The sequence below is a fragment of the Pseudaquabacterium pictum genome (genome assembly GCF_005403045.1).
Taxonomy (GTDB): domain Bacteria; phylum Pseudomonadota; class Gammaproteobacteria; order Burkholderiales; family Burkholderiaceae_C; genus Pseudaquabacterium; species Pseudaquabacterium pictum.
Genome location: NZ_BJCL01000001.1, coordinates 13,956 through 25,835, shown reverse-complemented (window position 1 = coordinate 25,835; position 11,880 = coordinate 13,956). Strand labels below are relative to the sequence as shown.

Genomic DNA, 11,880 nt, shown 5'->3' with positions numbered 1-11,880 from the left:
GTCCATTGCCGGGTGGGATGGGCGGCTCACAGCGCCAGCCGGGTCAGCGCCCACACCAGCAGCACCAGCTGCAGCAGGTTGACCAGCAGCGCCTGCAGGTGGACGCGACGGAAGCGCTGGATGGCCAGCGGCTCGCTCGCCTGGATCCGGCTGGCGAGCTGGTCCATCGCCGCGGTGAGCCGGCGGCGCAGCAGCACGGCCGCCAGCGCCAGGCCCGCTGCGCCCACTGCAAAGCCCGGCCTTCCCCATGCGGCATAGCTGAGCGCGGTGCCCACCGCGGTGATGAAGGCCGCCTTGTAGTACAGGTTGAAGAAGCCGCGGATGAAGCGCGCATCCAGCGGCGTGTCGTGGTCCAGCACCAGCAGCGGCAGCCCGCCCAGCAGGAAGTAGGCGGTGGTCACCAGCAGCGCCACGGTGAACACCAGCGCGGGGTACAGGGCGATGGACACGGGGCTGCGGCCTGCGCTAGGTCGTCTGCTGCGCCAGGCCCACGGCGCCGATGCGCCGCGCCGCCGCCGCCAGCAACTGCCGGGAATAGACCCGGTGCGCCCCCACCAGGGCATGGAACAGCCAGCCGAACCGGCCACCGGGCCGCCGCGGCAGCACGGCCGAGCCGAACAGCAAGGTGGTGGACGCCGCGCCCGCCGGCCCGGCGGCCACCGCCAGCCACAACCGGGTCTGGCCGGCATCCAGCAGGATCTGGGTGTCTGACCTGCGCTCCACCCGCCAGGCGGCAAACCGCTCGGCATGGCCCAGCGCCACCTGGCGGGCCTGGGCATCGGTGGACGGCAGGCGCAGCAGCGTGGCCAGCACCCAGCGTTCCAGCTTGAACAGCGGGCTGGTGTAGACCGCCTCGACCAGCGCCGCCAGGCCGAGGCGGCCCGGCAGGGTGGTGGCAAAGCAATCGGTGTAGGCGCCCCGCCGGGCATAGTCAGCCAGGAAGGCGCCGTCGGGCAGGGGCGCGGGCTGCGGCATCGTGCTCAGCGGGCAGCCCGGTCGCCGGGTCGCGTCACGGCGTGTCGCCGTCCGGCAGCGGCCGGCCGAACTTGCCCGGGCTGCCGTCCTCGCCGGCCGGGCAGAACGGGAATCGGGTGGCATCCATGGTGCGGTGTGGCGGGTGCAGCGGTCCGGGGATCATAGGCCCGGCCGGTCGCCCGGAGCCGCAGCTGCGGGTACACCACCGAGCCACTTGACCAGTTGCAGCACCGGCAGGTGCGGGCCCCACAGCTGGGGAAACACCTCCAGCGGCAGGTAGCCCAGCCGGCTGTAGAAGCCCCGGGTCTGGGCATAGTCCGGGCTGGGATGGGACGACGCCAGCGTCTTGACCTGCAGCACCAGCGCGCCCCGGGCCTGCAGCCAGGCCTCCACATGCGCATGCAGCCGCCGCCCGATGCCGTTGCCGCGGCATGCGGCATGCACGGCCATGCAATGCACCTCCCACGCCTGCGGACCGTGCTGCCGCGCCGTGATGAAGGCCACCGGCGCCGTTGCCACGGCGAAGAACGTGGCGTAGCGATCGGCGTCGGCCACGTAGTCCTGCAGCGCCTGCTCGATGCCGAACCAGGCCGGCAGGCTGCGCAGGATGCGCTCGCATTCGGGGCCGGCGGCTTCGTCAGGGCCCGTGAACCGCAGACCGGCCGCATCCGAGCCGCACCAGTCTGCGTGGGATGTGGCGAGTGACCCGTCGCTGGTCATGTGGATCCTTGGAAATCTCGAGGCGGGCTGCGGCCGCGCGGCTCGCCAGCGAACGCCGGTGTCGGAAAAAGTGACAGCACCGCGCCGGTGCCACCGGACGCCGTGTCCATGGCGTTGATTTCACAGGCAAATACGCTGTGGCGCAAATCGTGCTCCGGCTTGTTCGCGGACGCCATCAGGGATGCAGCGGCCGCCGCAGGTGCGCCAGCACCCGTGCAACACGATCCATCGACGGAGCAATCGACGTGGCAGATTCAGTGTTTCTCAGGAAGGTGGCCATCGCCGCCGCATTCGTTGTGCAGTCGTTCGGTGCCACGGCAGCGAACGTGGCCTATGTCGGCGCAGGTTCCAGCGGCGACTACCTGAACTTCTACGGCCACACGGTGACGCAGATCACCAATCCCACCACAGCGGGCTTTCTGGCGGGCTTCGACGCCGTGGTGGTGTCGTCGAACAGCACGTTCAGCGACGTCACACTGGTCGGCGACGAGGTGAAATCCTTTGCCGACGCTGGCGGTGGTGTCGTGCTGGGACAGTTCGTCTTCCAAGGCCAGTGGGCCATTTCGGGCGGCATCAATTCGCCTGGCTACAACCCGTTCGTGAACGATGCCAGCAGCAGTTCCTACAACATCGGCAGTTCGTTGGGCACGATCTACGATGCTGCCAGCCCGTTGTTCAACGGCCTGACGGTGGCCAACATCTCGACCCAGTACCAGGCCAACGTGGGCCTCGATGCGGGTGCGACCCTGGTGGCCGACTGGACCTCGGACCGCAAGGCGATCGCATTCAACCAGTTGTCCCACTCGAAGGTCGTCGGGCTGAACCTGTTTCCGAGCGATGGCGAACTGAACGCCGATACCCAGCAGCTGGTGTCGAATGCGATCGATTTCTCGATGACCGCGGCGGTGCCGGAGCCGCAGGTGTATGTGCTGATGCTGCTGGGCCTCTCCTTGGTCGGGGCAGCCGCCCGACGCCGGCGCGGCTGACCGGGCTGGCGGGCGCCATCGGCGCACACACGGCGGGAGGCGCCGTCAGCGCCACCCGGCTCAATGCTCCCGCCCGTCCTTGGCCAGCTCCCGCCGGATGGCCCGCTGCAGCATCGCCTCGGTGATCCGGTTCCCCCCAGCCTCCAGCGCCAGCAGGCAGGCCGCGCGCACGCAGTTCACGATCTCGGCGCCGGCCAGGGCGTGGCGGGCGGCGATCTGCGGCAGGGAAATGGCGGCATCCAGCTGCACCGCGGCCGGCAGGCTCTGCTGCCACAGCCGCAGCCGCTCGTCGGCCCGCGGCAGCGGGAAGTGCACCACCGCCTCGAAACGGCGGGTGAAGGCCGGGTCGAGGTTGTCCTTCTGGTTCGACGCCAGGATGGCGATGCCGCTGAAGCCCTCGATGCGCTGCAGCAGCCAGGCCACCTCCTGGTTGGCATAGCGGTCGTGCGCGTCACGGGTGTCGCTGCGCTTGCCGAACAACGCATCGGCTTCGTCGAAGAACAGCAGCCAGCCGTGCTGCTCGGCCACGTCGAACACCCGGGACAGGTTCTTCTCGGTCTCGCCGATGTACTTGCTGACCACCAGCGACAGATCGATCTGCCACACCGCCCGCCCCGCGGCCTGGCCCAGCAGCGCAGCCGTCAGCGTCTTGCCGGTGCCCGGCGGGCCGTGGAACAGCGCCCGCAGCCCGGGCCGCAGCTTGGCCGCCATGCCCCAGTCATGCAGCAGTGTGTGGCCGTGGCGCAGCCAGCTCTGGATCTCGTCGAGCTGCGCCGCGGTGCCGGGGTGCAGCACCAGGTCGTCCCAACCCAGCGTGGTGTGCACCTGCCGCGCGGGAAAGGCCGCGCCCAGCGCTGGCGCCGCACCGGCCCCCGCGCCCAGCAAGGCCAGCGCCGCCGGCTGCAGCTGCAGCGCGCCGCGCAGCACCGGTGCGCCGGGCTCGGCCGGCGCCAGGCGCAGCAGGTCCTGCCGGGCCAGCCAGTGGCCGGGGCCGAACAGCGGCAGCAGCGCCAGCCGTGCCGCCAGGTCGTCACCCGCCAGCAGGAAGGCCAGGGTCTGGCCGCTGGGTTGGAAGCAGGCCGCCGTGCCGGCGCCCTCGCCCGTCGCCGTGCCACCAAACTCGGCAAACGGCTTGTCGAAGGTCTGGTTGCGGGTGAAGAACACATCCAGCGCCTGCGGCCGCAGGTGCGGCGCCAGGGCCAGCGCCAGGGCCAGCCGCTCGGCCGGCGTGGCCTGCTGGCGCAGCAGCAGGTCTGACCAGGCACTGGCGGCGGCCTGCAGCGGTGGCGCCGCGGGCAGGCCGGGGCCGGGCTCGCCAGCCTGGCCCCCGTTGTGGACGCTGTTGTGGACGCCGTTGTGGAAGTAGGCCTGGAAGCGCCAGCCGATCACCTGCACCAGCCAGTCCAGCTCCGCACCCAGCACCCGGGCGGCGGCCTGCAGATCGGGCGCGGCCATCACCACTGCACTTGCAGCAGCCGCGGCATCCACGGCAGCCGCACGATGGCCGGGCTCCAGGGAAAGCGGTCCATCACCACATCATGCGTGGCGCGTTCCACCTGCAGCAGCCAGTGGCCGTCCTGGGTGCGCAGCTGGCCCGGCCGCTGCAGGAAGGCCTGGCGCAGCCCGTCGGGCGACATTTGCCGCAGCACCGGCGCGGCCTGCACCACGGCGGCCAGCAGTGCGGTGCACTCATCCTGCTCGTCGGCGGTGATTGGGTCGTCGAGCAGGATGGGCGCATCCAGCGGCAGGCCGCACAGCAGCTTGTTCAACGGCAGCTGGTACTCGGGCGGATCGGCGTCGCCGGTGGCCAGGCACTGCAGCAGGACCGCCAGCCGCACCGCATGCGCCGGGCTGCGGAACTGCCGCGCCTGCAGCAGGCCCAGCCGGTCGGCAAAGCGCTGCAGAAACGGCCACAGCAGCACCAGGCCGGCATTGGCGGGGTACAGCGCATCGGCAGTGGCCAGGGAAGGCGCCGGGCTCGGTGCCACGGTGGGTGCAGCGCCGGGCTGCCTGGCTGCTTCGTCGAGAAGTGCCGCCAGCGCCGCAGCGGCGGTGGTTGACGCCGGAGACACGGTGCCAGCCGGTGGCGCCGGCCCATCGGCACCGGGTGGCGGCGCAATGGTGGCCAGCCAGGCTTGCAGCGCCGCGCTGATGGCGGCCAGATCGCTGGCGTGCGGGCGGGCGCTGGCCAGCGCCTGGGCCAGGCGGCCGGAGGCAGCCGGCTGCGGGTGGCGGCGCAGCTGGTCCAGCCAGGGCAGCCAGGCACGGTCCGCATCGCCGGCGGGCCGGCTGGCCAGGGCAGCCGCCAGGCGCGCCAGGGCCGCCAGCGCGTCGTCGGCGTCCTGCGGCAGATCGACCGGGTGGCCGGCGGGCCAGGCCTGGTCCAGCGCCTGCCACAGCGTTGCCACCGTGGCGGGGTCGTCGCCCGGCGCGGCCTGGTCCAGCGCCCGGCGCCAGGCCGGTGCCAGCACGGCGCTGGCCAGACCCAGGCGGCCGGGCAGCCGCTGCAAGGCCCGGGCCCACGGACTGGCCTGCCCACCGGGGCGCAGTGCGGCGGCCAGCGCCTCGCGCCACCAGGCCTGGCGCAGGCGGCCGCGCGGGCGGCCCAGCGGTGCGGCCATGGCTGGCCAGAGGCGGTCCCAGTCCGGTGCCGGCGCGGCAGGTTCGCCGTGCAACAGGCTGACCAGGCGGGCCAGCGCGGCATCGTCCAGCGCCGCCACCAGGCGCTGCAGCGCCGGCGCGTCGGCATCGGCGGGCGGCAGCCAGGACAGGCCGGGCCGCAGCGGGCCGGCCAGCAGCGTGGCCAGCGCCCGCTGCAGCAGGCCGCGGTCGGCGCTGTCAGCCCACCAGGGCAGCTGGCCGGTGTGCAGGCAGCTGGCCACCAGTTCGGCGTCGGTCTGCACCGCTGCGGCAGCAGGCAGGGCCTGGCGCAACTGCTGCGTCACCTCGGCCACGAAGGCGGCCTGCAAGGCCTGGGTGGCTGCAGCATCGTCGCCCTGCCAGGCGGCGGCGGGCCAGGCGCCGAGGTCGATGGTCAGGCGGTCGATGCGCTGGGCCAGGCGGGCATCGCCCAGCTGGTCGCACAGCCGCTCCAGCGCCGGCAGCAGGTGCTGCTGCAGCTGGCGCTGGGCCGCGGCCTGCAGCGCCGGCGCCTGGTCGCGCGGCATGCCGACCAGATCGACCAGCAGGCGCTGCACCCGGTGCGGCGGCGCGGAGGCGGGCATCGTGCGCGGTCAGCCGCCCGGCGGTGGCTGGATGGTGACCAGCACCTCGGCCGCCAGCAACTGGCGGCCGGCGGGGTCGTCGGCGCGCTGGGCCAGCACCTGAAAGCGCGCCTCGGCAGGCACGGGGCCGGTGGACAGTGACAGCGGCCCGCCGTCGCCGCGCCGCGCCTCGCCCACCGGCTGCAGCTCGTCGCCCACCCGCTGCTGCACCTGGTACAGCACGCCGGGCTGGGTGCTGTCCAGCACGATGCGGCACTCGGCGCCGGCCGCCACGCTGGGCGGATCGGCCGCCAACGGCAGATCCGCCCGCGGCAGCAGCCGCAGGCGCAGCCACTGCTCGGTCGCCACCGGCAGCTGGCCGTCGGCGGCGGGCGTGGTGCTGCGCAGCAACAGCCAGCGGTCCAGCGGCGCGCCGTCATCCACAGGCATCGGTTCACTGTCGAGCACCAGCGCTGCGCCATGGCCCGGCACCGGCGCCGACCCATCCTGGCCGGGCTGGCGCAGCTGGTAGCTGGTGCCGGCCAGGCTGTCGACCACCTGCACCCGGGCCGGGCTGCCGGGCACCTGCCAGTCGGCCAGCAGGCGGACGGCCGGCAGCGCCGGCAACCGCGCCTGCAGCGGCAGTTCGACGGCCAGGCCGGTGTGCACCTTGGTGGCCTGCCAGGCCAGCGCGGTGCCGGCCGGCAGCACTGGCAAGTCCAGCAGCGGGGCGGCGGGCGGCTGCTCGTCAGCCGGCAGCGTGGCGGCGCTGCCGGCATCGGTGGCCACCACCAGGTCCACGCCCATGACCAGCTGGCCCAGGCCCTTGTTGCGGCTGGCGTCGGCGTCGCTGCGCTGGTGCATGTAGGCGGCCTGGTCCAGCGGCTTGCCATCGGGCTGCGGTGTGGGCCGGTAGGCCACGCCGGGCTGGCCGCCCTGCACCCGCAGCTGCTGCGGGCCGGCGGCCGGAACCACCAGGTCGAGCTGCAGCGACGGCTGGACATCGGGGCGCACCAGCAACAGCACTGCCTGGACCAGGCCGGTGGAGGTGGCCACGGTCTCGTCGCCGCGGCTGCGGTGCTGCTTGCGGGCCTGCACCACGCACACCAGGTCATCAGCGGGTTCGGGCAGCGGCAGCAGCAGGTCGGCGCCGGTGCCGGCCACCGGCGCGCCCAGCGGGCTGAAGCCGGGCGGCGGCTGGTCGCCGGCGGGCCATGCCGGCGGCGCCACGCCGGGCTGTTGCGGGCCGGCCTGCAGCAGCGTGGCATCGACCACCGGACCGCCGGGCGGTTGCCACTCGGCATCGCGCACCCGGCGCACCCACAGCTGGTAGCTGGCGCTGGCCTGGCTGGCCTGCACCCGCAATGCCGCGCCGCCCTGCCGGAAGCCGACCACCGGGCCCGGCACCGCCACCACCGGCCGGCCGGCATCGGCCCGCACGGCCACCGGCGCGCGGGCATCGAGCAGCGTGGTTTCGGGCGCGCCACCGTCGCTGGCGCTCAGGCGCTTCACCGCCTGCACGGCCAGCACGCAGTCCTCGGTGAGCGGCGGCGTGGTCAGGGTGATGGTGTCGAGGTCGCCGATCACCGCCGGGCCCCGCGGCTGGCCATCGACCACCACGGTGTAGGCCACGCCTTCCTGGCTGGCCTGCACCTGCACCCGCACCGCCTGGCCGTGGGCACACAGGCGCACGTCACCGGGCAGCGGGTTGGCCAGCTGGGCATCGAGCAACGGCAGATCGGGCAGCAACACGGCCAGGGTGCTGTCCAGGCCCACGCGCACCGGGGCGGGCTGGTCCAGCAGCACCGGCGGCTGCGGCGGAAGGCCTGCGGCACTGCGCAGCTTGCGCGCCTGCACGCGGTAGCGGATGTCCTCGCTGACCGGGGGGGACTCGAGCAACAGCCGGCCACCCTGCCCTTCCACCTCGTCCACGGCCAGCGGCTGGCCGCCGCCATCACGCAGCGGGCCGCCATCGGGCGCGCGCAGGCTGTAGAGCACGCCGGCTTCGGCATCGTCGATGGCGATGCGGGCGCTGCGGCCGTGGGCCACCTTCAGCCCGGCACCGGGGCCGGTGGCGGCGATGCCATCGGCCACGCGCAGATCGGTCAGCGGGTAGGTGTCGCCCAGGCCCAGCGCGTCGATCACCCGGTTGCGGGCGCTGCGCAGCGGCACCTGGCGGGCCGCCGCGTCGCCAGCCTCGCCGCCTGCCAGGATCTGGTGCAGCGCCGCCGCGCGCAGCGCCTGCCAGCGGGCCAGCGCGGCATGGCAGGCGGCCAGGGCATCGGTGTCCAGCCACAGCAGGCGCACGGCCAGGTGGGCCGGCGTCTCCTGCGCCACCGCATGGGCCAGGCGCTGGCGCAGGTCGGCATCGGTCCAGCCGGGGTCGTCACCGGGCAGCACCAGGCTCAGCTGCAGCGAAAACGGATCGGCCGACAGCGCCTGGCGCATCAGCGGCCCCTGCTGGCGGTTGTCGGCGGGCAGCGGGCGCAGCAGGATGTGCTCGACCAGTTGCAGCGGCAGCGCGCTGTCGGTCAGCCCCAGCAGGCGCGCCAGGCGCTGCTGCAGGCCGGCCGGGGCGGCCTGCGGGTCATCCGGGGCGGCCAGGGCATCGGCGCCCAGGCCACGGCGCAGGGCCAGGCGGGGGTAGTCCTGCAGGTAGGCCTGCTTGTCGCGCAGGGCGCGGCGGCGGGGGGTGTCGGCAGCGTCAGCGTCGGCTGTGCTGGTGAACACCGGACGCACCTCGCCCCAGTGCTCGCCCAGGCGGGCCAGCAGGTGGTCGGTGATGCGGTGGCGCTGGGCAAGGCGGGCATCGTCTGCATCGGCCTCGGGGTCGGCCCAGGGGTTGTCGGTGATGCGAGCCAGCCAGGCGGCATGGTCGTCCAGCGGCAGGCGACGCACGCTGGCCAGCTGCAGGGCACCGCCCTCGTCGGGCACCGGCTGGCTGAAGCGCAGATCCTCACCCTGGTCGGTGAACGACAGCAGCCGGCCGACCTGCGCCAGCTGGGCGAACTGGTTGGCCAGCAGCTGGTCGAACAGCATCAGGTAGGCCTTGAGCTGGCGGGCCAGCGCATGGCGCTCGGGCGGCTCCTGCCCCGACAGACCCGCCGGCCCGACGCCATAGACCTGCGGCATGTGGTGCTGCACCGACAGGTGGCGCGCCACCTGGCGCGGGCGCGCCGGCGGTGGCGCCAGCGCATCATCGACCAGCGCGGTCGGCTGGGTGCTGCGGCGCAGCCGTGCCTCCATCAGCCGGCGGGCCTGGGCACGCAGGGCCGGATGGTCGATGCGCAAGCCGCCGCGCTCCAGCTGCAGGCGCGAGCCGGGCATGTCGAAGCTGGCGCAGCGGTCGGCCGGCACCGGCAGCAGCCAGTCGGCGCTGGGCTTGCCATCGCGCAGGAAACCCAGGCGCTTGATCGCTGCCACGCCGGGCACGGCCATCACCACCTGGATCAGGTCGGACACCCGCACCGCCGTGCGCCGCTGGCCGGCGGCGGCCCATTCGGCGGGGTCGAGGAAGCCGCGCCGCAGCAGCGGGCCTTCGAAGATCTGGTCCATGCGCCAGCCGCGGGCCAGCATCTCGCGCAGGCTGCGGAAGGGCAGCGGCGGTGCCAGGTGCTGGGCGATGGCCAGGCTCACCGCGGCCAGGGTCTCGGTGCCATCGGCGCCCGGCGCCAGCTCGATGCTGCCGTCCAGCGCCACTGGCAGGCGGTCGAGCAGACGCACCTCGGCCACATCCTCACCCAGCGCGCGCCACTGCTGCAGCAACCGCGCAGCCTGCTGCACCAGGGCGCTGCCGTCGACATCCTCGTCGAGGCCGGATTTCTCGATCGACACCCGCAGCAGGCCGCGCGGGCGCAGCAGGCTGACATTGGGGCTGCGGCGCACCGCCTCGGCATCGCCGGCCGGGGCCAGCAGGGCCTGGGCGGCATCGTGGCTGGCCAGCACCGCCTCCACCGGCTCCACCCAGGCGTTGCGCACGCCGGGCAGGTCGATCACCAGGCGGCGCAGGTCGTCGGCGGTGACCGGCCCGCTGGGCAGCACCTGGGCCGGCGTGAACAGGCCCTGGGTGGCCGACGGTGCGGCGCCTTCGGCCACCGGCAGGCTGGCCAGCAGGTCGGGCACCGGATGCGCGCTGCGGTAGGCCAGGTCGGTGATGGCGTAGCACACCGCCTCCAGCACGGTGATGCCGGGGTCGTGGCTGTTGTGGTCCGTCCAGGTCTGCCCGGCCAGGCGCTGCAGCGTGCCGATGGCACGCGCACGCAGGGCGTCAAAATCCTGCGCGGTCTGGGCGGGGTCGGCAGCCATGGCGTGGACAGGCCGTGGACGCTCAGCCGGCCGGTTGGGCGGTGACCGCAGCCAGACGCGCCGCCAGCGCCTCGATCTGCGCCTGCTGCTGCTTGACTGCCTCGATCAGCGGCGCCACCAGCACCGCATAGTTCACGCCCTTCAGGCCTTCCGGGCCGACGGACACCGCCTCGGGGTAGACGGCCTCCACCTCCTGGGCGATCAGGCCAACGGCCGGGTTGCTGTCGTCGGCGTCGGCGTTCCAGTGGAAGCGCACGCCACGCAGCCGGCGCACGGCATCCAGCGCCGAGGCCAGCGGCTGCACGTCACGCTTGGTCCTGGCGTCCGAGCCTTGGTAGTTGCTGGCCGACCAGAACTTGCCCGCTGCAAAGCCACCGCTGTAGCCGCCGTTGGTGATGGTGGACATGCGCAGCCATTCGTCGTTGCCACCCCAGTCACCGACGCCGGAGAAGCGCCACTTTTCGCCCAGCTGCAGCACATTGACCTTGACCACGCCAGCCTCGTTGATACCCAGCCCGAAGCGGCCGTTGTGGCCGTCGATGATCGAGAAGTCATTGCCGGCGCGCACGCCGATGTCCCACCAGTGGCCGCCGCCCACGCCACCGCTGCGGCCCATGCGGATCGACGCACGCTTCTCCGCCTCGTACCAGACCACGTGCGGGTTGAAGAACATGATGCCGGCAGCGCCGCCGGCACCGATGGTGACGTACTCGCTGCCCTTGTCGCCCCAGAACTGGGTGGTGTTGACGATGAAGCGATCCCAGGTGCCGGCGCCGCCGGTCTGCACATGCAGCTTGCCCGCCGGCGCGGTGGTGCCGATGCCCACGTTGCCCAGGCCGGGCATCAGTGCGATGTGGTCATCGCCGTCGTTGGAGGTGCCGATCTCCAGCGTGGTGGACTCGCCCACCCGCGGGTAGTAGCGGATCCAGGCGCTGTCGCCGCCACCGCCGCCCGGGTCGGGCGGGAACACGATGCCGCGGTCGGCGCTGTTGCCGGCGCTGACCATCAGCGCGCCGTCGCGGATCTCCAGCTTGGCGCGCGGATCCGGCGTGCCGATGCCGAGATTGCCCTTGCCGTCGAGCACCAGATCGGTGTGGTTCCAGGGTTCGCGGATGAAGTACATCCGGCCGCTGTTGACATGGATGGACCAGTCGCCGTGCTCGGTATCGATGAAGTCGATCTGCGGCGCGTTGCCCTTGATCTGCAACTGCCCGCTGTTGGCCATGCGCGAATCCGGGTCGGGCGTGATGCCCAGGTTGCCCACCAGGCGCAGCGCGCCGTTGACGTGCAGCTGCGCCCCAGGCGTCACCGTGCCCACGCCCACCTGGCCGGTGGTCTGGTCGATGAACAGCCGCGGGTTGCCGTCGCCGTCGGTGACGCCCAGGCCGGCACGGGCGGTGGCCGGGTTGCGCGGGTCGGCCCGCGGGCTCAGCGCCAGGCCGAAGGCGGGCTTGGCGTCGTTGAAGTTGCGGTACAGGTTCAGCAGCTTCTTCTGGCTGCTGTCGTCGCCGTCGGCCTGCAGGCTCAGCGGCTCGCCGGGCGGCTTGGCCAGGCCGTCGTCGCGCTGGTTCAGCGCGGCGCCGATCAGCTCCTCGAAGTTGCTGGCCGTGGGCACGGCGTTCTTGACGAAGTAGGACTTCAGCGTCTCGCGGCCGGTCTTGTCGATCTTCATGGCGGTGCTCCTGGTCTGG

The 11,880-nt window shown here is 73.2% G+C and carries 8 protein-coding genes; 1 reads left to right on the top strand and 7 read right to left on the bottom strand.

The genetic code is table 11. The features are described from left to right. Positions 1-26: 26 nt before the first annotated feature. The 3 genes from FFT10_RS00105 to FFT10_RS00095 all read right to left on the bottom strand — a co-directional run bounded on the left by FFT10_RS00105 (position 27) and on the right by FFT10_RS00095 (position 1,695). Entirely contained in the window at positions 27-449 is a 423-nt protein-coding gene (locus FFT10_RS00105; protein ID WP_137730735.1) for a hypothetical protein, read from the bottom strand. A gap of 16 nt (positions 450-465) precedes the next feature. Beyond that, positions 466-975: a hypothetical protein gene (locus FFT10_RS00100; RefSeq protein ID WP_137730734.1), complete on the bottom strand. Its 510-nt coding sequence runs from the start codon at positions 973-975 to the stop codon at positions 466-468. Positions 976-1,134: 159 nt separating this feature from the next. Beyond that, positions 1,135-1,695 (bottom strand): GNAT family N-acetyltransferase, encoded by a 561-nt coding sequence (locus FFT10_RS00095; protein ID WP_137730733.1) that lies wholly within the window; start codon positions 1,693-1,695, stop codon positions 1,135-1,137. A gap of 245 nt (positions 1,696-1,940) precedes the next feature. On the opposite strand from FFT10_RS00095, the gene FFT10_RS00090 reads away from it, so the two are divergent. Then, positions 1,941-2,681 (top strand): PEP-CTERM sorting domain-containing protein, encoded by a 741-nt coding sequence (locus FFT10_RS00090; protein ID WP_137730732.1) that lies wholly within the window; start codon positions 1,941-1,943, stop codon positions 2,679-2,681. Between the two features lie 60 nt (positions 2,682-2,741). Here the strand turns inward: FFT10_RS00090 and FFT10_RS00085 are convergent, their stop codons facing one another. From FFT10_RS00085 to FFT10_RS00070, 4 genes are read right to left on the bottom strand one after another with little or no spacing between them, the layout of a single operon-like run. Next, positions 2,742-4,136: an ATP-binding protein gene (locus FFT10_RS00085; protein ID WP_137730731.1), complete on the bottom strand. Its 1,395-nt coding sequence runs from the start codon at positions 4,134-4,136 to the stop codon at positions 2,742-2,744. Next, on the bottom strand, positions 4,136-5,905 hold the full coding sequence (locus FFT10_RS00080) for a contractile injection system tape measure protein (protein ID WP_137730730.1): 1,770 nt from the start codon (positions 5,903-5,905) through the stop codon (positions 4,136-4,138). The genes FFT10_RS00085 and FFT10_RS00080 overlap by 1 nt, the downstream gene beginning before the upstream one ends. 9 nt (positions 5,906-5,914) lie before the next feature. Then, entirely contained in the window at positions 5,915-10,189 is a 4,275-nt protein-coding gene (locus FFT10_RS00075; protein ID WP_137730729.1) for a baseplate wedge protein, read from the bottom strand. A gap of 22 nt (positions 10,190-10,211) precedes the next feature. Beyond that, positions 10,212-11,861, bottom strand: a complete 1,650-nt coding sequence (locus tag FFT10_RS00070; RefSeq protein ID WP_137730728.1) for a tail fiber domain-containing protein — start codon at positions 11,859-11,861, stop codon at positions 10,212-10,214. Positions 11,862-11,880: the final 19 nt, after the last annotated feature.